This is a genomic window from Collimonas sp. PA-H2 (assembly GCF_002564105.1).
Lineage (GTDB): Bacteria > Pseudomonadota > Gammaproteobacteria > Burkholderiales > Burkholderiaceae_D > Collimonas.
In genome coordinates this window covers 2,165,451-2,191,566 of record NZ_PDBX01000001.1, presented here as the reverse complement: position 1 = coordinate 2,191,566, position 26,116 = coordinate 2,165,451, and the positions used below count along the sequence as shown (strand labels likewise).

Genomic DNA, 26,116 nt, shown 5'->3' with positions numbered 1-26,116 from the left:
CTAATTTGCATCTAAATTATCAATCGAACTACACATTTAAGTTATTTACTTATATATTTAATAATATGTAAGCCGGATACTTCCTACTCCTTAACGATAAGTAAAACCCTAGCGCGTTACTTCAATCATTTCTTCCGGGGAGGAATTCCATGATCAAGATCATCCTGGCCGACGATCACCCAGCCGTCATTTCGGGTGTCCGGCAATATATCGACCTGATGCCCGGCTATGCGGTAGTGGCCGCCGCGACTTCGACCGCGGAACTGTCGGCGCGGCTGCAAGATACGCCCTGCGACATGCTGATTTCCGAGTTTTCGCTGCCGATCAACCGGATCGGCGACGGCTGTGCCTTGTTCAACCAGCTGAAGCGCGAATACCCGGCGATAGCGCTGATCGTGCTGACCACCCTCGACATTCCAGCCGTGCTGTATCAGATTACGAATAGCGGAGTGAGCGGCGTGGTGCACAAGAGTGACGATATGAACGAGCTGGGGCGCGCTGTCATGGAAGGCTCTTTCAGCGCGCCTTACGTGAGCAAGGCGGCGCGCCTGCTGCTGAAGAAGGGGCCGAGCGGCAAAGCGCCGACCAGGCGTGAAGTCGAGGTGCTGAAGATGTATGTGGTCGGCAACAGCCTGCGGGAAATAGCCGTCCGCCTCCACAAGAGCGTCAAGACCGTGGGTTTGCAAAAAGCCTCGGCCATGAGAAAAATGGGTTTGCGCAACGATGTCGAGCTGGGCCGCTACTCTTGCACGATGGGCCGCGTGAACCTGGCGCGGCGCTAGCATTTTTGGCCGGGCGCAGGCGTTTCAAGACCTCTGGTCCTTGAAGCCGTTATACTTGGGGGATAACGGGCCAGCCTGGCCGACAGAAAGCAAGCTCCATGAACGGCATCAAATCAGAATCCAATTCCCCCGGCCAGCAAGCGCCCAAACACGAAATTCGTCCCGGCCAATCGATAGAACTGCTCAAAGAGCTGCATATCCTGACGCGCGACGGCAAATTGAACCAGGACAGCCGCCGCAAGCTCAAGCAGGTATATCATCTATATCAATTCATTGAACCCTTGCTGCAAGAGATTCAGCGGGAACAAAGCGGCGTACAGCTGGTCGACCATGGGGCGGGCAAGTCCTACCTGGGATTCATTCTTTACGACCTGTTCTTCAAGACGCTCAAGGACAATTCGCATATCTTCGGTATCGAGACGCGCGAAGAGCTGGTGAAGAAATCGCAGGAGCTGGCGCAGCGCCTGGAATTTCCCGGCATGTCGTTTTTGAATTTATCGGTGGCGGAATCGATAGAGTCCGCCTTGCTGCCGAACCGGATCGATGTCGTCACGGCATTACATGCGTGCAATACCGCGACGGACGATGCGATCGAGTTCGGCCTGAAGAAACAGGCGCGCTTCATGGTGCTGGTGCCTTGCTGCCAGGCCGAAGTGGCTTCTGTGCTGAAAAAGAACAAGGGTAAATCGCTGGGCAAGGAAGCATTGACCGAAATCTGGCGCCATCCCCTGCATACCCGGGAATTTGGCAGCCAGGTCACTAATGTGCTGCGCTGTCTGCAGCTGGAAGCGCATGGCTATCAAGTCAGCGTGACCGAACTGGTCGGCTGGGAGCATTCGATGAAGAATGAATTGATTATCGCCAACTACAAGAATCTGCCGCGCAAGCGACCGACCGAGCGTCTGCACGAAGTGTTGCACACGCTCGGGCTGGAAGAAATGCAGGAACGCTTTTTCACCACGCACTGATTTTCTCCGCGAAAAAGCCCAGGCAAATCCAAACAATACCGAGTCTGCAACATCCGCCCGCGACAAGCGGGCCGTCCATCATCACACCACTTAACCCAAGGAGAGTGACATGAGTAAGACGAGTGGCTCACATGCCGTTAAAGAATTCACCAAGGCGCCGCTGACCGAGGAGGGATTGACTGAAACGGTGCAGCGGATTACGGCAGGCGTCGATGAATTCAGCGTATTGAACCATCCCGCGCGCGCCGTGCTGGTCGCCAAGGTGACTGAGCAGTGGCAGCAGGACTTCGTCAGCAGCTTCCATATCCCCGACGACCTGGCCAAGGCCGGCGAAGCCTATGCCGCCATTGAGCAGGGCGACAAATATCCGAGCCTGAGCGATGCTTCGCGCGAAGCGGTATTGAAACGCTTTGACGACCGCTACGGCGACGGCGGTCCGCGCCTATGGCCGGCCCTCAACGGCAAATAGGGCCTCAGCCTGGTCGAAGCCATAGAAACTGCGTTGCATGGCTTCCCAGCTGCCGCTGGCGCGCACTTCCAAGGCAATATCCCGGATCGTGCCCATCGCCGCCAGCATCGGACAGACACCCAGGCTGACGCGCTGCGCGCCGGCGGCAAACAGCGCCGCCGCCGCGGGTGCGCCCGGCAGAGCCATCAGGCTGATCGGGCCATGCAGCGCGCTGCTGATGCGCTGCACCGCGGCGATATCCGTCAATACCGGAATGAACACCATGTCGGCGCCGGCTGCAAGGTAAGCGTTGCCGCGCTCCACCGTCATGGCGAGGCGCGATTCCGTGTCTTCCCCCAGCCCGAGCAGATAAGTGTCGGTGCGGGCATTGATCCATAAGGGCAGCCCGGCTTCCTCGGCAGCCGCCCGCGCGGCGGCAATTCTTGCCGCCTGCTCGCGGTTGCTGAACAAGGGCGAGCCACTCAGTTGGTGGCGGTTGTCTTCCAGATTGACGCCGACCGCACCCGCGGCAATCGCGCCGTGCACGGTTTGCGCGACTGTCGCCGCCACCGCTTTGCAGATCGCCGCGACGTGGCGCAGCATCTCGTCGCGGCCGATCTGTTCGGCGTCGCGGTAGCCATGGGCGTAAGCGATGCCGCCGCTGGTGCTGCCGATGGCAGCGAAGCCGGCATCCTCAAAAATGCGGGCGCTGGCAATATCCCAGGCATTGGCGAGCAGGAAACGGCCTTGCTGGTTGAGATGGCGGAATTGCCGGGCGAGCTCTATCTGCTTCTGCATGCACGTCTCCGATGGCTTGTGAACGGAGCTGATTATTCCGTGCCTCTTGTTCTCGCACCGGCGCTTTTCGGACCTCGCCATTTTCATGATTATTGTCATCATGCCCATGTCCGAAAACCGCTAGACAGTGCAAAACAATGGCGCGATCATGCCGCCATGGAACTCGATCACGACACCTGCTACCGGGCGCTGGCCAGCCGCGACGCGCGCTTCGACGGCCGTTTCTTCATCGCCGTCAAGACCACCGGCATCTATTGCCGGCCGATCTGTCCTGCGCGCACCGCCAAATCGGAAAACGTCCTTTTTTTCCGCACTGCCGCCGCCGCCCAGGAAGCCGGCTTCCGCCCCTGCCTGCGCTGCCGGCCCGAAGCCGCACCCGATTCCGGCGCCTGGCGCGGCGTTTCCAATACCGGCGTGTCGCATACCGTGGCGCGTGCGCTGGCATTGATAGAGATGGGCGCCCTCGATGACGCCGGCATGGACGCGCTGGCAGACCGGCTCGGCGTCGGTGAACGCCAGCTGCGCCGCCTGTTCGTGCAGCACGTAGGCGCCTCGCCGGTGACGGTAGCCCAGACCCGGCGCGTGCTGCTGGCCAAGCAGCTGATCCACGAAACCCGCATGCCGCTGACCGAAATCGCCTTCGCCGCCGGTTTCGGCAGCGTACGCCGCTTCAACGAAGTATTCCACAGCCTGTATCAACGTCCGCCCGGCGCCCTGCGGCGCAGCGCCCAGTCTGATCAATCGGCCGGAAAGCACGGCGAAGTCACGCTATTGCTGCGCTACCATCCCCCTTACGACTGGCCGGCCATGCTGGCATTCTTGCAGGCGCGCGCGATCAGCGGCGTGGAACTGGTGGCCGACGGCTGCTATTCCCGCAGCATCAGCCTCGATGGCGCGCAGGGCACGGTGCTGGTGCGGCAAGGCGCGGGACACGCCTTGCAAGTCACCATCCGCTTTCCGCGCCTGGCGTCGCTGGCGGCCATCATCGCCCGCCTGAGAAGAATGTTCGATCTCGCCGCCGATCCGCAAATCATCAACAGCCAGCTCGGCGAAGATCCACTGATGGCGCGGCTGACCGCCGCGCGGCAAGGGCTGCGCATACCGGGCGCCTGGGATGGCTTTGAACAAGCCATGCGCGCGGTGCTGGGACAGCAAATCACGGTCAGCGGCGCCATCAAGCTGGCCGGAAAGCTGACGGCGCAGCATGGCGTAGCGCTAAAGGAAACCTGTCTGGACCGCCCCGGGCTCACCCACATATTCCCCCAGCCGGCGAGCGTGGCCGCAGCCGACCTGGCGACGCTCGGCATGCCGAAATCGCGCGCAGCCACCTTGTCAGCCCTGGCCGCCGCGCTGGTGGCCGATCCGCAATTGCTGGACAGCGGCGCCAGCCTGGCTGAAGCCGTGCAGAAATTGTGCGAATTGCCCGGCATCGGCGACTGGACGGCGCAATACTTCGCGCTGCGGCATCTGCGCGAACCGGATGCGTTTCCAGCGGCAGATGTGGCGCTGATGAATGCGATTGCGCTGCATGAAGGAGGAGCAAGGCCGAACGCCAAGGAGCTCAGCGCGCGGGCGGAAGCCTGGCGGCCATGGCGTGCTTATGCGGCGCAGCATCTTTGGACATCGCTGGGCTGAACCGGCGCCAGCCGGCTGCCACAGGAGCTGCACAAGCTGCCAAGTCCGTTTTTGCAAGAAGCGGCTACCTATCTTATTGATTGTGTACATGCTAAATATTGTCCAAAAGCATTGTTTGGCATGATAAATTGGGTTCTCGCAACCCAATGCACGGCATTGGGCAGGATTCCACCACACGTCAAGGAGTTGCCAATGAAGATCACCGGTGTTTTCGTATTGACTCTTGCGCTAGCTGGTTGTGCAACGCATCAAACCGCATCGGAGAATCCGATGGCGTTCAGGACCGAGAGCTGCAGAGCGATATCGGAGCAAGAAGTTGCCGGACTCTTTGATCGCTGGAACCAATCGCTGCAGACAGGCGATCCCCGCAAGGTGGTGGCGAATTACGCCGTGCGCTCCATCCTCTTGCCGACGGTTTCAAACAAGCCGCGGCTGACGCCGGCCGAGAAGGAGGATTATTTCCAGCACTTCCTTGAGAACCGTCCATCCGGGAAAATTGATTTTCGCTTCATTGAGCTAGGCTGCAATTCCGTCGTCGACGCCGGTTTGTACACGTTTACCTTCGGCAAAACCGGGGCAGTGGTCCAGGCCCGCTACACCTATACCTACCGATGGGACGGCGCCCAATGGCTCATTACCAGCCACCATTCATCTGCTATGCCGGAAAAGACTTGAGTAGCGGTTCCGGCCTGATAAAACCAAATCTGAGGTCCCAAGAACCGTTCCACTCTCAATGACTCGCAGGTATTAGAAAATCTGCCAGATCCTAAGAGACTTGAGTAATTTTACTGGTCAGATTAACCCAACTGCCTCTTCCAGCAATTTACAAGTTTGTGGCAAGCCCTGGGAGAGGTAGGTAGCAATTAGCTCTTGTGCGGTTCGTTGTGGATTCTTGAGGCGTTCGCGGAGTGTTTTGACGATCTTGAGCATTTTTACCGGAGCTAAACCATATTGTGCAACTAGAAAATCATCTGGATGCAATATTTCTAGTCCGTGTGCGTTTGCAATCTCGCTAGGAAAATCTTTGAGATTGAAAGTAACTATCGCATCGGCATGCCCAACAATAGCTGCGGCAAGAACATGCCGATCATCTTTGTCTGGCAGCGACAGGGAGTCGATAAGATATTCGTAATTCTCGACCAGACAGTCATCGACTGCCTGATTCATTAACTCGACAGTACGATTCAGGGTGTCAGGTTTTAGATCAGTACGATTAGCCAATACATTTCTGGTCCATTCGTCGTGAATGGTAGATGTCCAGCGCCCGCGAAATACATCGGCCTCAGCAAGGCTCAACAGTAAGTCTCGCAACGGCGCTGGATACAAGACACAGGCGTCGAGAATGACGGTATAGCTATAAGATCCCGCCATTAATCAATAGCCCATATCCAGCTCTTGAGCTTGGTCAGTTAGCTGCTGCAGAGCATCTTGTGAGATTTTCCGCCTGTTTTCCTTGTACTCGACCACATCCTCAAAGCGTATTCTTCTATGTGTCCCGACCTTGTGATATCGAATCTTGCCGTCTTCCAATAGTCGTACGAGAAAAGGGCGGGAGACGTTCAGAAACATGGCAGCTTCTTGCGTCGTAACGTCAAGCTCCTTCGGCATTATGGCGACAGCCTTACCTTGGGCTAATGAGCCAAGCAGGTCGGCAATAAGTCGCAAAACCTTAGGAGGCAAGCGCAGCAGAGGCGATCCATCATGCCGCTCAACGCCATCTTCAACTATCGCGATATTAATCGCCTTAGAATGATCCAGTGCGCTAACGATGCAGCGCTGTGCGGCTTTTGCAAGCTCCACATCTTCTTTATTGTCCAAGACCATATCTAGATCAAGGTTGTTTGGCATGTCATTTTCTCCATGGCTCCAATGCTTACAACTTTGTAGCGTTGTAAGTGTCATTTGTTGTGGTAGAAATTTGATTCTCAAATTTCTACCACAACAAATGGGTGAGTCAAAAGCATTTAAACAAATTATACGAAACAAACGAAATATTCGCAACGGAATTGATTGCGGGGTTTTGTACGGCTTTTTAGGGCAAAACTTATCAGTCTATTTTTGGGTGAAATTAAATCGTAACTGTGTTTATATCCAGCACAATTGCAACATTATCACGTTGCTCAAAGGACATCATGCTTCGAATCAAAACTCCAGAAGACATGGAAAAACTGGCGCGTTATGTGAAGAAAGTAGATCCCAGGCTTACGTCTTTGAATCGCATCATTGACCACTATTACATACGTCCGTTCAGCAAGCTCGGCATCAGTCGAGTCCATCGCTTTTTCTATCCAAGCAATGTCTTCTTTTGGCCGCTTCCAGACTGCCTACATTTGCTAATGCCGCTGTTTTCGGAAATTCTCCAATGGGTAAGCACGAGGCCAAGCCAGGGAACGCGAACAAGTGCGGCGATGCGACAGAACCCCAAGCAGATCGAAGCCATCCTCGCCCTACCGGCCCCCAAACGACATGACCGTACCCGTAAACGGTCCTTGGTAACGTTCTGCGATCCGTGACAAAACCGCAAGATCGGTCGAGTGAGTCATGTCTGCGGGCGCTTAAAATGGTGCTACCACGGAGGACAGAACGATGAAGGCGGCGCTTCAAAACTACCATACCCGGATGCAGCTGGTGCTGGATTACATTGACCGGCATCTGGATGATGATCTGGACCTGGACGCGCTGAGTAGCGTCGCATGCTACTCGAAATATCATTTCCATCGTCAGTTCGCGGCAACCTTCGGGTTGTCCGTGCATCGCTATATCCAGCTCGCCCGCATGAAGCGCGCTTCATACTTGCTTGCCTACAGGGATGCCCAAAGCGTCACGGATATAGCGATGGAAGCCGGCTACGATGCACCGGACGCCTTCTCCCGCGCCTTTCGGCAACGGTTTGGGCAATCGCCTTCCTCATTCCGGAAGTCTCCCGACTGGGAGCCGTGGCTTGCGGCCATCCGGCCTCTCGACAACGCTAGGAGCAAGCTCATGCAGAAGACTTTTACCATTAGTGACGTGACGATTCGCAATGTTTCCTCTACATCGGTGGCGATCATAGAGCATCGGGGCGACCCGGTGACGCTCGGTGCCACCATCCAGCGGTTCATCGCGTGGCGCAAGGCCGCTGGCCTGCACCCCAAAACAAGTCCGACTTTCAACGTCTGGCGTTCCGAACGGCGTCCTGCGTCGCCTGCCGATTATGGCGTGGACCTTTGTGTCGGGACCGACCAAGCGATCGAAGCGAACGGCGAGCAGATCAAAGCCGGCGAGATCCCTGGCGGACGCTGCGCGGTGCTGCGCGTGGTTGGCAACACCGACAATCTGGAGCCCGCCGCGCTCTACCTTTATCGCGACTGGCTTCCGGCCAGCGGAGAGGAGGTACGCGACTTCCCGATCTATTGCCAGCGGCTGAGCTTCTTCCCGGAGGTCCCGGAGCATGAGACGGTCGCGGAACTGTACTTGCCTCTGAAATAGCGCCTTCTGACGGCGACCTGCCCCTTCCGATTGTAGGAATCGGACAGGCAGCCGCCCAATCAGTCTCGGACTTTATGGGTTCCCGGCCTAGTTCGACGCGTTAGTCAAGGCGGCGTTCACCGGCGCTTAGGCTGCAACCGGCTTAGCGTACTTTAATTTCCCTTTCGTCAAACGTTCCCTATAACTGTGCCAAAAATCAGTCGATGTATTTCAAAAAAACGTATGGAACGATATGTCGCACGTCGCGGCACCGTAGTGCGATAGAAGGATTTTTGATTCAAATATGCCACAAGGCCGTGGCACAATTTTGGCGCATGAACTGTGCCAAAAAATGCAAAATATTGCACATCACTGTTAAACATCGCAATGCACAACATATTGATTTATAAGGAGAAAACTGGTGCGGCTGGCTGGAATCGAACCAGCGACCCTTGGCTTCGGAGGCCAATACTCTATCCACTGAGCTACAGCCGCATGAGAGGAACTGTGAAGAGGCATGAAGGATACCGTTTTTCTGCGCGCGCGTCCATTTAAAGCAACTGTTGTTCGTTCCAAATAGTATTTATTGCGACTATAATCAAGGGTTTGGCGAGGGATCGTGGACTGTTCAGGCAGTTTGGACGGTTTTTTGGCGCGTATCCGGCTATGGCTTTGAAAATTGCACTGAGGGAATTATGAGCGACGCACAAAACGAAGAACATCAATCCGCGATCAAGACGCCTAAGCAACTGATCATTGCTGTTGCAGCCGGTTTTCTAGTACCTATCATCTGTATTGTGCTGCTGGTGCAATACGTCACCGCTGGCAAGAAAGTAGGCGCCGGTTCGGAAGGACAGACGCAGGAAGCGATTGCGGCCCGTATCCAGCCGGTCGCCGATGCCGGTTTCACCTTCAAGGACGTCAACGCGCCCAAGCAGCTGCTGTCCGGCGAAGAAGTCTTCAAGTCGACCTGCGCCGCCTGCCATGCGGCTGGCGTTGCCGGCGCTCCCAAGGTCGGCGATGCCGGCGCCTGGGGTCCCCGTCTGGCTGAAGGCTATGACAAGGTAGTCGGCTACGCGCTGCACGGTTTGCGGGCGATGCCGGCCAAGGGCGGCAATCCGGATCTCGACGATATCGAAGTCGCGCGCGCGGTGGTCTACATGGCCAACCAGTCCGGCGGCAAGTTCAAGGAACCCGAAGTCCCGGCGCCAGCTGCACCAGCCGCCGCTGCCTCGGCGAGCGCCGTCGCTACTGCTGCAGCCAGCGCTGCTTCGGAGCCGGCCGCAAAGTAATTCAGCGTGCCGGTCGTAAAAAAAACCAGTCGATACTTTGACTGGTTTTTTTTTGCCCAAGACCTTGGCTTGGATCAATAAGCTTGTGCCTGCGGCTGGCCCTGAGCAGGAGCCGGTTCGCGGACAAAGATTTCAGCACGGCGGTTGACCGCGCGGTTGGCGACCGTATCGTTGGCGACCAGAGGCTGGCTGGAGCCGAGGCCATCCGTGGTGATGCGGTTCGGCGCGACGCCGCGGCTGCTCAGGTAACTACTGACATTCTGCGCACGCTGGCGTGACAGCGGGCCGTTGATGGCGTCCGTACCGGTGTTATCCGTATGGCCGTAGACTTCCACCAGGGATGCCGGATTCTGCACCAGCGTTGTCGCCAGCTGATCCAGGATCGGGCGCAGGGCTGGGTTGAGATCGGCGCGTCCGGTAGCAAAGCCGGTATCGGCCGGAACGTTGACCTTCAGACGGTTATCGGCAGTCTGGGTGACCTGGACATTAGTACCGGCAGTCGCTCTTTCCATCGCCAGTTTCTGATCTTGCTGGTGCTTGCCCCAGATATTGCCGCCAACCGCGCCGATCGCAGCGCCGATCGCCGCACCGGCAGCTGTCCGCTTGGCGCCGCCAGGGCCGGCAATTCCGCCTACCAGGCCGCCCAGAACGGCGCCTGCGCCGGCACCATAAGCGGTGCCTTTTTGCGTTTCCGACATGTCGGCACAACCTGCAGTGGCCATGGTCACTGCCAGAACCAGGGCGCCTATCTTGAATTTATTCATGGTCTTTCCTCTCGAAGGTTGAGACAGCTTCAGCAAAAAACCGCAGCCCCGGCTGGGGATTACGGCAATTCGTCATCCGTTGTTTCTTTACTATTCCTACTGCTGACAAAAACGGCGCCGCCGATCGCCGCGATCACAGCAGCACCGATTAAAAGGGGTTTGCGCGTGCAGCGCTTGGAAAGCCAGGATACACCGGTCACCAGCAGCGGCAGCATGGCCGGCAGGTTGCTGCCCTTGAGGCCGCGGGAAGTGCTGAACAGTGACGAAGCGATGCCGCTGGCGCGGCCCAGCAACACGGTGGCCAGCGATTTGGTGTTCAGGTTGGCGCGCACGATATCGCGCGAATGCAGCATTTCAGCACGAAACTTCGCGCCTTCCGCCAGCAGTTTCTGCTTGCGCTCGGCTGGCGACAGATGGTTGTCCAGTCCTGCGTGTCGGCTCATATATGGTTCCCCGCTCAAAGTATGGCGTCGCGATCTTTGCGCAGCTCAGCCATGGTGACCGGCAGGCCGAGCCGGCCCTGGCGCAATACGCTGCGCACATACAAGGCCGAGCCGAGCGCCAGCAGGGTGAAGAAGGCGCCCAGGATCACCAGTATCTTCCAGCCCATCGATTCCCACGCCAGCACTACCACCAGCGCGCTCCAGAACGCCAGCGCAAACCACAGCGCGACGATGCTGAGGGCGCACACCAGCAACAGCTTCAACAGATGGGCGCCGATCTCGGAAAACTCCAGGGCGGCCAGCTCGATACGGCTGATCACCAGCGCAAATATGTTCTTGGCGGTGCTGACCAGGCCGGACACCAGGCCCGGACTGCTGTGCTTGGCTTGTTGTGGGTTCATGCGTGCCTGACGGTTATGCTGCGTTTACTTGCGGGAAATTGCCAGTCCGACCAGCAAGCCGATGCCGGCGGAAATGGCGATTGCGCGCCATGGGTTTTCCTGGACATAGTCATCGGTGGTGGCGGCGATATCCTTGCCGGCTTCGATCGCTGCTGCCTGCACGTCTTGTGCTTTAGATACAGCAACGTCAAGTAGTTCCAAACCTTTTTGGCGCAGATCCTCGGCTTTTTCGCCGGTAGTCGCGGCGGCTTCGCGAAACAGCTCTTGCGCGTCCTTGACCAGGCTACGAACGTCGCTGCGGGTGGTTTTCAAACTGGATCTGTGCATTGTGAGGCTCCTCGATTCGTGATTTTTTCAGTATAGTCAATACAAGCCATGGCGGCTGTGGCCGAGCCAGCTTAGGCAATATCGCCGATGATACAGGCTACTGTGCCAATCTGCCAACATGGCGTTTTTGCCTGCAAATGTGCACCGGATCTCACCGGTAGCAGGCAATTTGCCGGCCCGGCGCTGTGCGGCGTCAGTGTTACGCATTCCGCTTATTTGCGGTCGCGCAGTTCCGCAATCTTTTCGATACTGCCGATCTGGATCACGATCGGCCGCAGCGCGATGGTGGCCTGCGCCGGGCGCCAGGCAAACAGCCATTCGTGCTGGGCGGCGTCGCGCTTGGGCTTGGTGAACGTGGCCCCGAGCGGGCTAGTCTGGCCGTAGCTGATGGCGGCGTCGATGCCGGCCCAGTTGGGCAGCAGGCGCTGGGCGGCGCGATGCACCAGTTCGCCGAACTGCTCGGTGTCGTGGATCACCAGGCAGCAGTCGGACGGCGCGAAGGTGCTGAACAGGCTGGCGTCGTCGCTGCTGCTCAAGCTCAAGGTCAGCAGTTGCGGCATGGCCTTGGTGGTTGAGTTGTGTGGACGGTGGAGGTTGCTGATCTGCAGGCTTTCCGCCGGTGGACGCAGGCGGAATTCGCCGAGCGTCAGGGAGCGTTCCAGCCATTGCCGTTCCGAATAGCGATAGAGTTTGGGAGGGCGTTGATAATCTGCGCTTAACATGATGGCCTATCTTTACTTTTTTGCGTAACAGACGCGCTGATTCGGCGTCTTGACAACTTGCAGCAGCAGCGTTGCCTCTGCTGCATATGATTGCGGATGGGGTTAAAGGTGAAACTCGCCGTTGGCTTCCGGCTGGTACGTCACGTCCAGGATGCGCAGCTGCAGCGGGCGGCCGCCCGGACCTTGCCAGGAAATCGACTGCCCCACCGACAGGCCGAGCAGGGCGCTGCCGACCGGCGCCAGGATCGATACCGCATCGGGCGGATTGGACGGGCTGGGATAGGCCAGCGTCATGTCGTATTCGGCCTTGCCGACATCGTCGATGAAGCGCACTGCGGAATTCATGGTGATCAGGCCCGGCGGAATCTGTTCCGGATCCACCACCGTGGCGCGTTGCAGTTCCTGTTCCAGAGCATCGATGCCTGGCAGGTTGCGATAGGCGGCCGATGCCAGCAGTTGTTCAATGCGTTCCAGGTCAAAGCTGGAAATGGTAATTGGCGGCTTGATATCCATTACTGTGCGGTCTCGTAGAAAAAGGGGAGTAGGTACGGACGCGGCGCGATGAAGAGTCGCGCGAGTGCTTCCTTGCGTCCTGGCTGGTAGCTCGATGGTAGGCGAGAAGTGCGCGCGAAGCAAGTTTCGCCGGCCGCGCCGGCGCCAGGGCGCGACCGCCAGCATGTACGGCGCGTTACTGGTCCATCTGCTGTTCGGCGACCGAGCGCAGCTGGAAGCGGCCGTCGTCGTTGAACAGCCAGCTTTCCGCGATCTCGACTTCGCCGCGGCGCAGGAATTTGCCGTCCGGTTTAGGGAAGGGCGCGGCGCGGCGCACCGCCGCCAGGGCGCTGGCCTCGGCCTTGCGGTCCTTGTTGCTGCGCAGGATTTCAGCGCGCAGCAGCTGGCCGTCGGCATTCACATAATATTTCACCACGATCACCGCACGCAGCAGCGCCTGCGGCCGGCCGACATACACCTCGGTGGAGTTGACGGCGACGATTCTTTGCGCCAGTCCGCGCTTGTAATCGTCCAGCGTGGTGGCGGTCGAGGTGGCGTCGGGGGTGGTGACAGGCGCCGGCGGCGGCGCCTGCCCCGGTATGAGATTGCAGGCTGCCAGCAGGAGCGCCGCGCCACAATACAAGCCTAGATTGATCCTGGCGTTCATCGCGCTCTCCTCGAACTGGACAAATTAAGACAAGCTGTAAACCATTTTAGGACGAGAGCAAGCGCTGGTCCAAATAAAAAAGCCATCGGCTGCTGCGGATGGCTTTTTTTTGAGCGACATGACGGATGCCGGATCAGTTCAGCTTGATCAGTTTGCTGGTGGCGTTGACGGCTGCCGCCAGTTTGCCGATGTCGCGCAGTTCGGCCGCCGTGATGCCCAGTTTTTTCAGTTCGGCGATATGGCCGCTGACGCAACCGCGGCATTTGCCGACGATCGATGCCGCCAGCGTGTAGATCTCGAAGTGCTTCTTGTCGACGCCGCCGTGGGTGGCATAGGCTTGCATGCGGATTTGCGGCGGCTGGGTTTTCAGTTCCGCGTCCTCGGCCAGGTCCAGGTAGCTGTACCAGATATTGGTCATGCCCATGATGGCGGCGGCGGTCTTGGCGGCGGTGGCTTCTGCCTCCGTGGTCAAACCCTGGAACGCTTTAACCAGTTGCGGGCTGCCGGCCGAGATCGCTGCTGCAATGCCTGCGGCCGCCGCGACTTCAGGCGCCAGGCCAGACTTGTTCAAAGCGCCGTCCAGGGTGATCCAGACGTCCTTGGCATACGATGGGATGGCATCTCGTAGTTGAAGCATATCCATGGTTTCTCCTTAAGTACTGAAATACGGAATTCAAATCGCGTCCGCGCGCGGGACAGGCCGGTTGGGCTGACCCCGCTGCGGACGTTTGCTACATTGCTGAATTGCTTGCTGTATCAAGCGGACCAGGCGCGCCGCGCCTGACCGAATCCGGAAGGGACTACAGGGTTTCGCCGCCAGGAGCGCGGTTGCAGGCACACAGTTCGCCGGTTTGCAGGGCGTCCAGGATGCGCAGTGTTTCTTCCGGGTTGCGGCCGACGTCCAGGTTGTTGACGGTAACGTGCTGGATGACGTTTTGTGGATCGACGATGAAAGTCGCGCGCAGTGCAACGCCGGCATCATGACGGATGCCCAGCTGGTCGATCAGGCTGCCGGTAGTGTCGGCGAACTGCCAGTGACCCAGCTTGTTCAGGTCAGAGTGCTCACGACGCCATGCCAGCTTGACGAATTCATTGTCGGACGAGCCGCCCAGCAAGATTGCATCGCGGTCATCGAAGTCGCGCGCCAGCTTGTTATAGGCAACGATTTCAGTCGGGCAGACGAATGTGAAGTCCTTTGGGTAGAAGTACAGGACTTTCCATTTGCCAGGAAACGAAGTTTCGGTAATGGTTTCAAATGCCGATACGCTGTTTTCTTCAGGCAGGTTGAAGCCAGGTTTTACGCCTTCGACCTTGAATGGTGCGAGAGATTGTCCGATTGTTTTCAACGTGATTCCTTTCGATAGTAATATTTAATTATATACAATCTGTTAATAGCATTAATTGTATATTTCTATGGGGACGATAGGCCGTTGCTGCGGTGCAGGAAGAAACCGCGCCGTGCGTAACGATCTGCGTCAGGGTGTTAAGCTGCGTAACTCGTCATGCCAGTTACAACAGTCGACGTGAATCCAGCGTTCCATTGTTCCAGAAAACCAATTCACTCGAAAGAATAGCAGAGTGCGCCGCAGCACGCGGCCGTCGCGCTGCGGTTTTGCGAGCGGAATCAGCAGTGCTCACAGAGGGAAACGCGGGGGCGCTAAAAACTTTTTAAACAATTTTTAGCGAAGCGCTGGTTTTTTTAAAAAAACCGTTGTACAATCTGCCCCCTTCAGGCGTAGTGACATACGCACCGAAAGATAGTCTGACTAAGTGTGCAATTTGGGTGCTTAGCTCAGTTGGTAGAGCGGCGCCCTTACAAGGCGTAGGTCGGGAGTTCGAGCCTCTCAGCACCCACCAAGCAGATTATCTGGCGGCAATGAAGAGCAGTTTAGGAGTGGTAGTTCAGTTGGTTAGAATACCGGCCTGTCACGCCGGGGGTCGCGGGTTCGAGTCCCGTCCACTCCGCCAAGAATACAAATGCCCGCGCAAGCGGGCGTTTTTATTTGCAAGTCCAGTTTCATATTCCCGCTTGCGGGAATATCGCTCTGCGGAGTGGAGGAAGCCGCCTGCGCGGCTTCCGGCGGGAATCGAAGGGCTGCGCCCGCAGGCGCAGCAGCGGCCTGCAGCATGTAGGCGAGTCCCGTCCACTTCGCCAAGAATACAAATGCCCGCGCAAGCGGTAATGCCGTTCAGTTAAGACTGAATGGCATTTTTATTTGCGGAACTTGTAGGGTGGGTACTCCGTGCCCACGCGGACGGACCGGGGCGCGGAGCCGGGACACGAATATCCATGATACTGCGTGGGCACGGAGTGCCCACCCTACGCCATGTCGTTCTGCCCTAACTGAACAGCATTACCGCGCAAGCGGGCGTTTTTTATTTGTACGTCCAGTTTCATATTCCCGCTTGCGGTTGCTTGGAGCATAAAAAAGACGACCTCGTAGTCGTCTTTTTTATGTCCGGGAGATTTTCAGCAAGATCCTAGAACCGGTCGCCAATAGTCCGCGTAATCGCCGTCCCCTCGGATTTCTGCAGCATCACCTTGCCATTGCGTATCACCAGCGTCTCCACGCTCTTGTCCCGGGTCTCGGCGACCCTGCCGATCGGTCCTATCGCCATGCTGACGTTGGTCGCCAGCTTCACTTCGGCGCTGCGCTTGTCCTTGCTGACCTCGATATGCTCGATGTAGATCTGGTAGTTGGTCGACATCATGCCGCCGGTGCGGGCCATGGAATCGAACATCTTGCTGTATTTGTCGCAGGTTTCCTGCTTGTCGGCGTTCTCCTGGATCCGCCCCTGGCTGGTCGAGTTGATCCCGCTGCGCGTAAAATCCTTGGTCAGCATGGCGCACAGTTCCTGGCCGCGGCCGTTCAGGATATGCTCGGTGGCGGTGTCGTAAAAGCGCGTGACGCTAGCTTCATCGATAGTATTTTGGCGATTCCAGTACCAACCGCCTATCCCGACAGCAACTAATAACAAAATAATGACTCTCATACTCCCCTGACCCCTTTTTAACACTCAAGACATTCCACTGTTACGGTCCCATTTGCGCCGATCTGTTTCTACACCTTCGCCAGGATTGACAGATGCGGCTTAAATTTCCGATAAGCTATAGAATATCTGTTGTGCAACAATTTTGATACATTACTCAATCCCGCATTCGTGCGATGGCCAAAACATGGCATTATTGTTCCCCTTTAGTGCCATGTCCTGCATCCATTTCTCCCAAAAAAATGAATTGCTGTCTGTCATGCGTGGCTGCTTATTGCCAGTCGGGCTGAAGAAACCAGTGACAACCAAGGCGTTCAAAGGGAATTCGGGGACATGAAAGCGCAACGACGAAAAGAAATGAATGCGATGGCGTTAGGCATGCTCGGGCGGGTCGCCCTGAGCGGGCTGCTGGACGCCTTGCTGCTATCGGGATTTGTCCTTGCCGGCGTGATTCCGGCCGATATCGCGCTGTTTTACGGGGTGGCGGTGGTTTTGGTGACCCTGGTCTTCTATCTGCTGATCAGAAGCGGCTTCCGGCGCCGCTCCAAGGATCCTGGCCTGACTTTCCCGCAAGTGGTGACGGCGCTGCTGATGCAGACCGGGTTTTTGATCCTGGCGCCGCAGGTAGGCTATCTGTTCCTGATCAATTTCTTCGTGATCTATGCTTTCGGCGCGCTCGGCCTGAGCACCTTCTGGAATGCGGTGAGTTGGCTGATCGGCTCGCTCGCCCTGGTGCTGGCGTTCAGCGTGTCTGGCTCGCACCTGCAGTTCCCGGTAGCCAACAACCTGAGCCAGCTACTGGTCTGCCTATCCTTCATCATGACCCTGGGCCGCTGCATCTACCTGGCCAACATGATGAGCCGCATGCAGCGCAAGATCACCGAACAGAACCAGCAACTGGTGAAAGCCATGAAACGGGTACAGGAACTGGCTACTCGCGACGAGCTGACCAATATCGAAAACCGCCGTTCGCTGATGGAAATCCTGGCGGTCGAGCAAAAACGCTTCCAGCGCGGCGGCACGCCGTTCTGCATCGCCATCCTCGATCTGGATGGCTTCAAGTCGGTGAATGACAATTTCGGCCACGCCGCCGGCGACATGGTGCTCAAGACCTTCGTCGAGATCGTGCGCAACGAGATGCGCCTGAGCGACCATTTCGCCCGCTACGGCGGCGACGAGTTCGTGCTGGTGCTGACCGGCACCACGGTGCAGGAAGGCGTGACCGCGCTCGACCGCATCTGCGCCGAGACGGAAATGTACGACTGGAGCAAGTTCGGCAAGGATATTATCCTGACGGCGTCGATCGGAATTACCGACTTCCGCCCGGGTGAAAGCATAGACGAAGCCTTCCAGCGCGCCGACATGGCCCTCTACGGCGCCAAGGCCGCCGGCCGCAACCGCGTGATGATCAGCCCGGATACCTTCGAGTCTTCCGACGGCGGCACCACCATCCGGGCGTTTTAAGGATAGGCGCGCTGTTTCAGCCAACCTGAAGCAGCGCCATTGGCAGCTAGCTGTAAGCCAAGCCTCAGACTGCCGGTTCGCCGCCCAGCGCAAACACCAGGTCGTTGAGCATCTTGTTGAGCTCGCCGGTCATCAGCATCATGTCGGAATCGAAACGTTCATCGTCGTTCTTGCTGCTGGTGTCGTTGCTTTCCTTCAGAACGTCGAGCGGCGCGATGCGCTTGATCGCCAGCGATTCGGTCAGGACGAAGGAGATATGGTCGGCCCAGGTCATCGCCAGCCGCGTGCATTGCTTGCCGGAGGCAATATGGCGGCGGACGTCGTCGGCTTCGATGGTGTGGCGCACGTAGCGCACGGTAGCCTTGCTTTCGCCAGCGGCGCGCAGTTCGGTGTCCTGGTCGACGGTAAAGCCGTGCGGCGCTTCGTCCGAGGCTAGCCAGTTGGTCATCGAAGTCAGCGGCGAATGGGCCGTGCGCAGGCCGGAAATCTGCAGTTTGTCGACCGAACCCAGCAGCAGCTTGAGGATTTCCTCGGCCTTGGCCGGGCTGGCCGCATCGATCACCAGCCAGCCGTTGACCGGATCGATCCAGACCCAGGTATTGCGCTGGATGCTGAAAGCGCGCGGCAGCAATTCGTCGGTAACCTGTTCCTTGAGGTCTTTCAGCTGCTTGCGGCCGGGCGCATAGCCTTGCTGTTCTTCGATCTCGGCGGCACGCGCCTTGGTCACCTGGTTGACCACGGTAGCCGGCAGCAGTTTCTTTTCCGTGCCCAGCAAGATCATCATCTGGCGGTTCACGCTATGCACCAGCATGCCGTTGTCGCGCGGCGACAGCCAGCCCTGGCTTTGCAATTCCAGGCTGCTGCACTTGGCGAAAGCCTGCGGCGCCAGGAAGGCTTCCAGCTGTTCGGCCGAAATGGCCCATGGTGCGGGGATACGGAAGATCTGAAGATTTTTAAACCACATGGTGTTCCAATAAAATAAAGCAATCGCAGACACGGCTGCCGCCCCATGAGCGGCAATGACGCGGTGTCGTATCGATTAATGGGTTAAGCGGGAAGTTTCAAGCTGCAGTTGCCGGCAAGGCCGCGCAAGGCCCCGACCTTGCCCTGCAAAGTCGGATTGACTGGATATCAGATACCCATATTGGTCAGCGTATCGGCGATTTCGCGCAATACCGGCTCCAGGTGCGGATGTTTCACCGCCAGTCGCGCCGAAATGCCCTGGGCGCGCTTCACCAGTTCGGAGCGGATGCCGGTTGCCGGCGCCGGCGTCGTATCGGCGGATTTCAGCAGCTGCTGGATGTCGGTATCCAGGGTTTGCAGCAAAGTCTTCAATTCGCTGTCGACCGCGCCGTTGCTCTCGAGCGCGCTGCGCAGTTTTTCCAGCGATGTCTTGATGTTGTCTATGCTCATGTATTACTCCAGAATGGAAACGCTGTGATGCTTATCATCTCATGCCGCTCTCGGCTTCTGCAACAAAGCCTTCAAATTGGCCAGACGGTTCTGCGGGGTGATCTGTTCGGCCTCGGTCGGCGGCGCGTCGCCCTCGTCCAGCTTCATTTCCTTGACGAAGCGGGAGATCTCGCAGACGACCGCTTCGCCGGCGCGCTTGCGCCGCTTGCACCAGCTGACATGCAGGCTGCGCTGGGCGCGCGTGATGCCGACATACATCAGGCGCCGCTCTTCTTCGATGCGGGCGGCGATGGTTTCCGGCGGCGCATCGGGATCGCCCTTGTGCGGCAGGATGCCTTCCTCGACGCCGATCAGGAACACATGTGGATATTCTAGTCCCTTGGACGCATGCAGGGTCGACATGCGCACTGCATCCGGCTCCTCGTCGCGGCCTTCCAGCATCGACATCAGCGCCACCATCTGCGTCAGTTCCAGCAGATTGCGCTCGTCGCCGGCGCCATCCTTGCCGCCGGTGCCCTTTTCTTTCAGCCAGTTGGTGAAATCCAGCACGTTCTGCCATTTGCCCTGGGCCGCGCGGTCATCGAAACTGTCGTACAGATAATGCTCGTAATTGATTTCTTTCATCATGTCGTCCAGCACGGCGGCGGCGTTTTCACCGCTGCCGGCGGGTCCGACACGGCTGGCACGCGCTTCCAGCTGATTTATGAAATGGCAGAATTCGCGCAGCGGATAGAGCTGGCGGTCGGTCAGCTTGGCTTCGATGCCGCCCTTGAAGACCGCCTCGAACAGCGAACACTGCCACTGGCCGGCCACCGTGCCCAGCACTTCCAGCGTGGCCTGGCCGACGCCGCGCTTGGGCGTGGTGATGGCGCGGATGAAAGCCGGATCGTCGTCTTCGTTGGCGATCAGGCGCAGATAGCTGATGATGTCCTTGATTTCGGCGCGGTCGAAAAAGCTCTGGCCGCCCGACATCGTGTACGGGATGCGTTCGCGCCGCAGGGCTTTTTCAAAGGTGCGCGCCTGGTGGTTGCCGCGGTACAGGATGGCGTAGTCGGAAAACTTGGCGCGCCGCTCGAAACGGTGCGCCGACAGCATGATCGCCACCTGCTCCGCCTCTTTCTCGTCGTCCTCCATGCCCATCACCTTGATCGGATCGCCCAGGCCGTGTTCCGACCACAGTTTCTTGTCGAACAGCTTGGGGTTGTTGCCGATCACCGCGTTGGCGGCTTGCAGGATGCGCGTGGACGAACGGTAATTCTGTTCCAGCTTGATCACCTTCAGGTCGGGAAAATCGACCTGCAGGGTTTTCAGGTTTTCGATGGTGGCGCCGCGCCAGGCGTAGATCGCCTGGTCGTCGTCGCCCACCGCGGTGAACATCGGCTTCTTGCCGAGCCCGGTCACCAGCAGCTTGACCAGTTCGTACTGGCAGGTGTTGGTATCCTGATATTCATCGACCAGCAGATAGCGCAGCCGCCGCTGCCATTTGTCGCGCACTTCCTCATTGCTGCGGAACAGCTCCACCGGCAGGCGGATCAGGTCGTCGAAATCGACCGCCTGATAGGCCGCCAGGGTCGCCACATAGCTGCGGTAAATCCGCGCATATTGTGCTTCTTCTTCGGTGACTGCCTGATTGATGGCTTGCTCGGGATCGACCAGGCCGTTCTTCCACAGCGAGATGGCGGTCTGGATGCGGCGCACCAGCTGCTTGTCGGTGGTGATCGCCAGGTCTTGCACGATAGCAAAGCAATCGTCGCTGTCCATGATCGAAAAGCGGTCCTTGAGGCCCACGCCGCGCGCTTCCTGGCGCAGGATCTTGACCCCCAGCGAGTGGAAGGTGCTGACCGTGATGTGCTTGGCCTGTTTCGGATCCTTCAGCAGCTTGGCGATACGCTCCTGCATTTCGGTGGCTGCCTTGTTGGTAAAGGTCAGCGCCGCAATATGCTTGGGGTCGTAGCCGCAATCCTCGATCAGGTGCTGGATCTTCTGCGTGATCACGCGCGTCTTGCCCGAACCGGCCCCGGCCAGCACCAGGCAGGGGCCGTCCAGATACTTGACGGCTTCCCGCTGGGGAGCGTTCAGACCGAAATTGGGGGTAGACGACATAGATGACAATACAGCGGCAGGCCGGAAGGAGCAAAGCGCTGTATTTTAACAGCGCAGGCGGCGCGGCAGACGCTGCATGAGTTTCTGTGCCGAATATGGGACAATCCATCATCAACTATTTTGCCGGACATGCCATGAAATTCAGTCATCTGATCGAAATCAACGATCCCCTCAACCCGCTGATCGACACCCTGACGCGCGAACAGCTATGGCGCGGGCTGGTGATGCGGGCCGAGCAGCCGCTGTTATTTGTTGAACATCTGGACGACTGCCGGCTGTCGGACAAGTCGGTGCAGTCGGTCACGCGCGAATTGCGTTACGGCAAAGTGATCGTCAAGGACGTGGTCAGCTACCTGCCGCTGCTGCAGGTGCGCTACCAGGTGCCGAAACAGCAAGATATCGCCGGCTCCAGCCTGATCATGACGATTGAAGAGCCGGAACAGGAAATGCTGTTCGTGCGTTTTGAATATGAAGACGACGCCGTCGAGCGGCAGCCGGCAGCACAGGCCGAGCAAGAGTTTTACGACGAGTTCCGCCGTTCCGCTTACCAGGAAGCCGACATCGACACCATCCGCGTGATCCGCGAGCTGGCGGCCGAGGGCAAGCTAGGGTAACAATCGGCACTGCCCTGCCGCCTGGCTATGCCGGCCATGCCAGCCGTCAGCGGAAATTATTCTCCACCGCGAACTTGATCAGTTCCGCCTGCCCTTCGATCTCCAGCTTGCGCTTGATATTGAGCCGGTGGGTTTCCACCGTGCGCACGCTCAGGTCCAGTTCGCGGGCGATCTGCTTGTTCGATGCGCCGTTGGCGATGTGCTGCAGCACTTGCCGTTCGCGCGCCGTCAGCAGCTGGCCGGGCGTCATCGGCCGCGCCAGCTTCTGAGCCAGCGCCGCGCTGTAATACATGCCGCCGGAAATCACGGTTTCTATCGCATGCACGATATCCTTGCCCGGTGCATCCTTGAGCACATAGCCGCGCGCGCCGGCCTGCACCGACTGCATCAGGTATTCCATCTTGTCGTGCATGCTCAGGATCAGCACCGCGATCTCCGGGAAACTGGCGTGGAAACGCGCCGTCAGGTCGATGCCGTTGCTGCTGCCGCGCAGGTTGATATCCATCAGGATCAGGTCGATAGGCTGTTCCTCGGCGCGCTGCAAGGCTTCTTCGGCGCTGCCCGCCTCGGCCACGATGGCGAAGCCCGGCACCGCTTCCAGGCGCGCACGCAAGCCGTCGCGCACCAGCGGATGGTCGTCGACCAGCATGATTCTGGTATTTTTTTCAGACATATTCAAATATAAGCGGCATGAGGTATGGTTGCCAGCACGCGGGTGCCTGCCGGCGATGACTCGATGTTCAGATGGCCGCCGACCGCTTCCAGCCGTTCGACCATGTTGCGCAGGCCGATGCCGCGTTTCGGGTTGCTGTCGATCTTGCCGACGTCGAAACCGACGCCGTTGTCGTGCATGGCGAGCGAAACGGCCTGGCTGTCACCCAGCAGCAGCACTTCGATCTGTGTCGCCTGCGAGTGGCGCGCGATATTGGTCAAGGCTTCCTGGGCGATGCGGAACAGCACCGTATTGGCGACCGCCGGCAAGCCGTCGCTGTTGCCGCTGTGCTTGAAGGCAATCGGAATGCCGGCGTGTTCCAGCCATTCCTGGGTCAGGTGTTCGAGCGCCGCCGCCAGGCCGAGGTCATCCAGGATGGCCGGCCGCAAATCATGGGAAATGCGGCGCACCTCGCCCAGCACGTCGTTCAGCTGGCCGGCGGTGCGCTCGAAATTGCTGCGCGCGGCGGCCGCCTGCTGCGGGCCGCGGTCGAGCTTGGCGATGCCGGCCTCGATCTGCAGCTTGATCGAGACCAGCCACTGGCTGATGCCGTCGTGCAGGTCGCGCGAGAGCCGCGCGCGCTCCTCTTCCTGCGAGCGCACCACACGCTGCGCCAGCACTTTCAGCTTGGCGTCGGCGACCCGGTGCTCGCTGATATTCAGCACCAGTCCGGAGGCTCCCACCACCAGTGCGCTCAAAGTCGCGATGGCGGCGATCCACCACATGGTGTTGCGGATATTGCCGGAAACCTGGGTATCGATCTTGCTGAGCGCGGCGTCGACGTCATCCATATAAATGCCGGTGCCCAGCATCCAGCCCCAGTTGGGCAGCGCCACCACGTAGCCGAGCTTGGTCGCCACATGGTGGCTGGACGGCTTCTCCCACTGGTAGCGTTCAAAGCCGCCGCCGCTGCGAGCGCGTTCTATCAGGTGCTGGATGGTGAGATTGCCGTCGGCGTCTTTCATATCCCACAGGTCGCGCCCGACCAGTTCCGGCTGGCGCGGATGCATCAGGCTCTTGCCCTGCATGTCGTAGATAAAGAAATAACCGTCGTCGCCATAAGACAGTTTGGACAGGATGGCCATGGCCTCGTCCCGCGTGGCCTGGTCCTTGCGGCCGGAATCGTACAGATGGGCGATCGACCAAGTGGCCAGTTCCACGTAATGCTTGAGCTCGGCTTCCTTGCTGGCCAGGTAGGCGGCCTGGATGGTGGCGCGCTGCTGCTGGCCGAGCGCAATCGCCTGGTGCCGCACCGCCAGCGCGATCGCGCAGAGCGCCAGGATCAGCGGAACGATGGCCAGGAAGATGATTTTTTGCCGTAATTTCATGGCGCTACTTTACTCGGAATCGGGCCCGCTTCCACCAAAAACCTGTGCTGGAATTGCAGCGCTGCCAACTCTGTCTACGTAGTACTACGCAGGCATGTTGCGTAGTACCTCGCTTGTTCTCACGCCCCATATGCCAAATACTTGGGCCGCGGCCCTGTTGCTCGGCGAGTGCTTGCCGCGATCCAATAAAAACAATATTTAACAACATTCATTCCCACCTGGGAGGAGAACAATGAATCGTCTATCTTCAAAGATGGGCTGGCTTGCGCTGGCCCTGCTCGGTGCATTCGCGTTTGGCTACATTGGCCTGCAGCGCGGCGAATCCATCAGCGCCATCTGGATCGTGATCGCCGCTGTCTGCGTCTATCTGATCGCCTACCGCTTCTACAGCCTCTACATTTCCGACAAGGTGCTGGGACTGGACGCCACCCGCATGACGCCCGCCTACAAGTACAACGACGGGCTGGACTACGTGCCGACCAACAAGAATGTCTTGTTCGGCCACCATTTTGCCGCGATTGCCGGCGCCGGTCCGCTGGTCGGCCCGGTGCTGGCGGCGCAGATGGGCTACCTGCCCGGCATGCTGTGGATACTGGCCGGGGTGGTGTTTGCCGGCGCCGTGCAGGATCTGATGGTGCTGTTCATCTCTACCCGCCGCGACGGCCGTTCGCTGGGCGACCTGATCAAATCGGAACTGGGTACGGTGCCGGGCGTGATCGCCCTGTTCGGCACCTTCATGATCATGGTGATCATCCTGGCGGTGCTGGCGCTGATCGTGGTCAAGGCGCTGGCGGAATCGCCCTGGGGCACATTTACCGTGGCGGTGACGATTCCGATCGCGCTGTTCATGGGCGTCTACACCCGTTATATAAGGCCGGGCCGCATCGGCGAGATTTCGCTGATCGGCTTCGTGCTGCTGATGCTGGCGATTGTCGGCGGCCAGTATGTGCAGGAGCATCCTGTGCTGGGCGCGATGTTCACCTTCACCGGCAAGGAACTGACCTGGATGCTGATCGGCTACGGCTTCATCGCCTCGGTGCTGCCGGTCTGGCTGCTGCTGGCGCCGCGCGACTACCTCTCGACTTTCCTGAAGATCGGCACCATCGTCGGCCTGGCGCTGGGCATCGTATTCGTGGCGCCGGAACTGAAGATGCCGGCCTTCACGCAGTTCATGGACGGTTCCGGCCCGGTCTGGTCGGGCAGCCTGTTCCCCTTCCTGTTCATCACCATCGCTTGCGGCGCGGTCTCCGGCTTCCACGCGCTGATCGCTTCCGGCACGACGCCCAAGCTGCTGGAAAACGAGCGCCATGCGCGTTTCATCGGCTACGGCGCGATGCTGATGGAATCGTTTGTCGCCATCATGGCGCTGATCGCGGCATCTTGCATCGAGCCGGGCGTGTACTTTGCGATGAACAGCCCGGCAGCGCTGATCGGCACTACCGTCGATACGGCTGCGCATGCGGTATCGCAATGGGGCTTTTACGTGACGCCGGAAATGCTGGCCCAGGTAGCGAAAGATGTCGGCGAGCACAGCATCATTTCGCGCGCCGGCGGCGCGCCGACGCTGGCGGTCGGCATGGCGCACATCTTGTCCAGCATCGGCGGCGGCAAGGTGATGATGGCATTCTGGTACCACTTTGCGATCCTGTTCGAAGCCTTGTTCATCCTCACCGCGGTGGATGCCGGCACGCGCGCCGGCCGCTTCATGCTGCAGGATCTGCTGGGTACCTTCGTGCCCTCCATGCGCAAGATCGATTCGCTGCCGGCCAGCCTGATCGCCACCGCCCTGTGCGTGGCCGGCTGGGGCTACTTCCTGTACCAGGGCGTGGTCGATCCGCTGGGCGGCATCAATACCTTGTGGCCTCTGTTCGGGATTTCCAACCAGATGCTGGCGGGGATCGCGCTGATCCTGGCGACCTGCGTGCTGTTCAAGATGAAGCGCGACCGCTTCGCCTGGGTCACTATCGTGCCGACCGTCTGGATCCTGATTTGCACCCTGACCGCCGGCTGGCAAAAGATTTTCGACGCCAACCCGCGCGTCGGCTTCCTGACTCATGCCGGCAAGTACCAAGCGGCACTGGCGGACGGCAAATTGCTGGCGCCGGCCAAGTCGGTGGCGCAAATGCAGCAGATCATTTTCAATGACTATCTGGATGCAGGGCTGGCGGCGTTTTTCATCCTGGTGCTGCTGAGTATCCTCGGTTTCGGCATCAAAACCGTGCTGGCGGCGCGCGCCGCCAACAGGCCGAGCACCAGCGAAACGCCGTTTGAAGCGCTGCCTGCCAGCGCCATGCCCTCAACCTGA

General features: G+C 58.8%; 29 protein-coding genes and 3 tRNA genes. 13 read left to right on the top strand and 19 right to left on the bottom strand.

The features are described from left to right. The first annotated feature begins 149 nt into the window (after positions 1 to 149). The 3 genes from BCF11_RS10020 (at position 150) to BCF11_RS10010 (ending at position 2,219) form a co-directional block, all read left to right on the top strand. Entirely contained in the window at positions 150 to 782 is a 633-nt protein-coding gene (locus BCF11_RS10020; RefSeq protein ID WP_098494615.1) for a response regulator transcription factor, read from the top strand. Between the two features lie 98 nt (positions 783 to 880). Continuing rightward, positions 881 to 1,750: an SAM-dependent methyltransferase gene (locus BCF11_RS10015; RefSeq protein ID WP_098494614.1), complete on the top strand. Its 870-nt coding sequence runs from the start codon at positions 881 to 883 to the stop codon at positions 1,748 to 1,750. Positions 1,751 to 1,859: 109 nt separating this feature from the next. After that, positions 1,860 to 2,219, top strand: coding sequence for a hypothetical protein (locus tag BCF11_RS10010; RefSeq protein ID WP_098494613.1), 360 nt, complete (start codon positions 1,860 to 1,862; stop codon positions 2,217 to 2,219). On the opposite strand, the gene BCF11_RS10005 is transcribed toward BCF11_RS10010, so the two are convergent. Then, a complete protein-coding gene (locus BCF11_RS10005) occupies positions 2,193 to 2,996 on the bottom strand; it encodes an isocitrate lyase/phosphoenolpyruvate mutase family protein (protein WP_158229172.1) in 804 nt (267 codons plus the stop codon). The two genes, BCF11_RS10010 and BCF11_RS10005, sit on opposite strands and share 27 nt — an antisense overlap. A 156-nt stretch (positions 2,997 to 3,152) precedes the next feature. Here BCF11_RS10005 and BCF11_RS10000 point away from each other — a divergent pair, with 156 nt between their 5' ends. Together BCF11_RS10000 and BCF11_RS09995 are read left to right on the top strand one after the other, a co-directional pair. After that, positions 3,153 to 4,631 (top strand): DNA-3-methyladenine glycosylase 2 family protein, encoded by a 1,479-nt coding sequence (locus BCF11_RS10000; RefSeq protein WP_098494611.1) that lies wholly within the window; start codon positions 3,153 to 3,155, stop codon positions 4,629 to 4,631. A gap of 192 nt (positions 4,632 to 4,823) precedes the next feature. Beyond that, the gene (locus BCF11_RS09995) at positions 4,824 to 5,306 is read left to right on the top strand and encodes a DUF4440 domain-containing protein (RefSeq protein ID WP_098494610.1); all 483 of its coding nucleotides are present in this window, start codon (positions 4,824 to 4,826) and stop codon (positions 5,304 to 5,306) included. A gap of 117 nt (positions 5,307 to 5,423) precedes the next feature. On the opposite strand, the gene BCF11_RS09990 is transcribed toward BCF11_RS09995, so the two are convergent. Next, complete coding sequence (locus tag BCF11_RS09990) at positions 5,424 to 6,002, bottom strand: putative toxin-antitoxin system toxin component, PIN family (protein WP_098494609.1); 579 nt, start codon at positions 6,000 to 6,002, stop codon at positions 5,424 to 5,426. A gap of 3 nt (positions 6,003 to 6,005) precedes the next feature. Further along, the gene (locus tag BCF11_RS09985; RefSeq protein WP_158229171.1) at positions 6,006 to 6,479 is read right to left on the bottom strand and encodes a helix-turn-helix domain-containing protein; all 474 of its coding nucleotides are present in this window, start codon (positions 6,477 to 6,479) and stop codon (positions 6,006 to 6,008) included. A gap of 284 nt (positions 6,480 to 6,763) precedes the next feature. Here BCF11_RS09985 and BCF11_RS27500 point away from each other — a divergent pair, with 284 nt between their 5' ends. Continuing rightward, positions 6,764 to 7,144, top strand: a complete 381-nt coding sequence (locus BCF11_RS27500; RefSeq protein WP_143751292.1) for a hypothetical protein — start codon at positions 6,764 to 6,766, stop codon at positions 7,142 to 7,144. A gap of 73 nt (positions 7,145 to 7,217) precedes the next feature. Continuing rightward, on the top strand, positions 7,218 to 8,099 hold the full coding sequence (locus tag BCF11_RS09980; RefSeq protein ID WP_098494607.1) for a GyrI-like domain-containing protein: 882 nt from the start codon (positions 7,218 to 7,220) through the stop codon (positions 8,097 to 8,099). Positions 8,100 to 8,497: 398 nt separating this feature from the next. Here the strand turns inward: BCF11_RS09980 and BCF11_RS09975 are convergent. Next, positions 8,498 to 8,573, bottom strand: a tRNA-Arg gene (locus tag BCF11_RS09975). Positions 8,574 to 8,773: 200 nt separating this feature from the next. Between BCF11_RS09975 and BCF11_RS09970 the strand changes: the two genes are divergently transcribed. Next, positions 8,774 to 9,370 carry a cytochrome c5 family protein gene (locus BCF11_RS09970; RefSeq protein WP_098494606.1) on the top strand — a complete coding sequence of 199 codons (597 nt, stop codon included), beginning with the start codon at positions 8,774 to 8,776 and terminating at the stop codon, positions 9,368 to 9,370. A gap of 74 nt (positions 9,371 to 9,444) precedes the next feature. Here BCF11_RS09970 and BCF11_RS09965 read toward each other — a convergent pair whose 3' ends face one another. From BCF11_RS09965 to BCF11_RS09925, 9 genes are all read right to left on the bottom strand, one after another. After that, positions 9,445 to 10,134, bottom strand: coding sequence for an OmpA family protein (locus BCF11_RS09965; RefSeq protein WP_098494605.1), 690 nt, complete (start codon positions 10,132 to 10,134; stop codon positions 9,445 to 9,447). 59 nt (positions 10,135 to 10,193) lie between these two features. Further along, complete coding sequence (locus BCF11_RS09960; RefSeq protein ID WP_098494604.1) at positions 10,194 to 10,577, bottom strand: hypothetical protein; 384 nt, start codon at positions 10,575 to 10,577, stop codon at positions 10,194 to 10,196. 14 nt (positions 10,578 to 10,591) lie between these two features. After that, positions 10,592 to 10,978: a phage holin family protein gene (locus BCF11_RS09955; RefSeq protein WP_098494603.1), complete on the bottom strand. Its 387-nt coding sequence runs from the start codon at positions 10,976 to 10,978 to the stop codon at positions 10,592 to 10,594. A 24-nt stretch (positions 10,979 to 11,002) separates the two neighbouring features. Then, positions 11,003 to 11,305, bottom strand: a complete 303-nt coding sequence (locus tag BCF11_RS09950; protein WP_098494602.1) for a YqjD family protein — start codon at positions 11,303 to 11,305, stop codon at positions 11,003 to 11,005. Positions 11,306 to 11,517: 212 nt separating this feature from the next. Next, on the bottom strand, positions 11,518 to 12,027 hold the full coding sequence (locus tag BCF11_RS09945) for a hypothetical protein (RefSeq protein WP_098494601.1): 510 nt from the start codon (positions 12,025 to 12,027) through the stop codon (positions 11,518 to 11,520). 102 nt (positions 12,028 to 12,129) lie between these two features. Continuing rightward, positions 12,130 to 12,540, bottom strand: coding sequence for a nucleoside diphosphate kinase regulator (gene rnk / locus BCF11_RS09940; RefSeq protein WP_199110813.1), 411 nt, complete (start codon positions 12,538 to 12,540; stop codon positions 12,130 to 12,132). A 175-nt stretch (positions 12,541 to 12,715) separates the two neighbouring features. Beyond that, complete coding sequence (locus tag BCF11_RS09935; protein WP_098494600.1) at positions 12,716 to 13,186, bottom strand: energy transducer TonB; 471 nt, start codon at positions 13,184 to 13,186, stop codon at positions 12,716 to 12,718. Between the two features lie 133 nt (positions 13,187 to 13,319). Then, positions 13,320 to 13,829, bottom strand: a complete 510-nt coding sequence (locus BCF11_RS09930; RefSeq protein ID WP_098494599.1) for a carboxymuconolactone decarboxylase family protein — start codon at positions 13,827 to 13,829, stop codon at positions 13,320 to 13,322. A 157-nt stretch (positions 13,830 to 13,986) separates the two neighbouring features. After that, a complete protein-coding gene (locus tag BCF11_RS09925; protein ID WP_098494598.1) occupies positions 13,987 to 14,532 on the bottom strand; it encodes a peroxiredoxin in 546 nt (181 codons plus the stop codon). A gap of 435 nt (positions 14,533 to 14,967) precedes the next feature. Between BCF11_RS09925 and BCF11_RS09920 the strand changes: the two genes are divergently transcribed. Then, positions 14,968 to 15,043 (top strand) — tRNA-Val (locus BCF11_RS09920). 34 nt (positions 15,044 to 15,077) lie between these two features. Then, positions 15,078 to 15,154, top strand: a tRNA-Asp gene (locus tag BCF11_RS09915). A gap of 513 nt (positions 15,155 to 15,667) precedes the next feature. On the opposite strand, the gene BCF11_RS09910 is transcribed toward BCF11_RS09915, so the two are convergent. After that, a complete protein-coding gene (locus BCF11_RS09910; RefSeq protein ID WP_143751291.1) occupies positions 15,668 to 16,180 on the bottom strand; it encodes a hypothetical protein in 513 nt (170 codons plus the stop codon). Between the two features lie 330 nt (positions 16,181 to 16,510). Here BCF11_RS09910 and BCF11_RS09905 point away from each other — a divergent pair, with 330 nt between their 5' ends. Further along, positions 16,511 to 17,641, top strand: coding sequence for a GGDEF domain-containing protein (locus BCF11_RS09905; protein ID WP_098494596.1), 1,131 nt, complete (start codon positions 16,511 to 16,513; stop codon positions 17,639 to 17,641). 64 nt (positions 17,642 to 17,705) lie between these two features. Here BCF11_RS09905 and BCF11_RS09900 read toward each other — a convergent pair whose 3' ends face one another. The 3 genes from BCF11_RS09900 to BCF11_RS09890 form a co-directional block, all read right to left on the bottom strand. Then, positions 17,706 to 18,605 (bottom strand): recombination-associated protein RdgC, encoded by a 900-nt coding sequence (locus BCF11_RS09900; protein ID WP_098494595.1) that lies wholly within the window; start codon positions 18,603 to 18,605, stop codon positions 17,706 to 17,708. A 167-nt stretch (positions 18,606 to 18,772) separates the two neighbouring features. Then, entirely contained in the window at positions 18,773 to 19,054 is a 282-nt protein-coding gene (locus BCF11_RS09895) for a DUF4404 family protein (RefSeq protein ID WP_233212432.1), read from the bottom strand. A gap of 39 nt (positions 19,055 to 19,093) precedes the next feature. Further along, positions 19,094 to 21,157 carry a UvrD-helicase domain-containing protein gene (locus tag BCF11_RS09890; protein WP_098494594.1) on the bottom strand — a complete coding sequence of 688 codons (2,064 nt, stop codon included), beginning with the start codon at positions 21,155 to 21,157 and terminating at the stop codon, positions 19,094 to 19,096. A gap of 134 nt (positions 21,158 to 21,291) precedes the next feature. Between BCF11_RS09890 and BCF11_RS09885 the strand changes: the two genes are divergently transcribed. Then, positions 21,292 to 21,771 (top strand): SRPBCC family protein, encoded by a 480-nt coding sequence (locus tag BCF11_RS09885; protein WP_098497416.1) that lies wholly within the window; start codon positions 21,292 to 21,294, stop codon positions 21,769 to 21,771. Between the two features lie 46 nt (positions 21,772 to 21,817). On the opposite strand, the gene BCF11_RS09880 is transcribed toward BCF11_RS09885, so the two are convergent. After that, positions 21,818 to 22,444 carry a response regulator transcription factor gene (locus BCF11_RS09880; RefSeq protein ID WP_098494593.1) on the bottom strand — a complete coding sequence of 209 codons (627 nt, stop codon included), beginning with the start codon at positions 22,442 to 22,444 and terminating at the stop codon, positions 21,818 to 21,820. Positions 22,445 to 22,446: 2 nt separating this feature from the next. Then, complete coding sequence (locus BCF11_RS09875) at positions 22,447 to 23,811, bottom strand: cache domain-containing protein (protein WP_098494592.1); 1,365 nt, start codon at positions 23,809 to 23,811, stop codon at positions 22,447 to 22,449. Between the two features lie 232 nt (positions 23,812 to 24,043). Here BCF11_RS09875 and BCF11_RS09870 point away from each other — a divergent pair, with 232 nt between their 5' ends. After that, a complete protein-coding gene (locus BCF11_RS09870) occupies positions 24,044 to 26,116 on the top strand; it encodes a carbon starvation CstA family protein (protein WP_098494591.1) in 2,073 nt (690 codons plus the stop codon).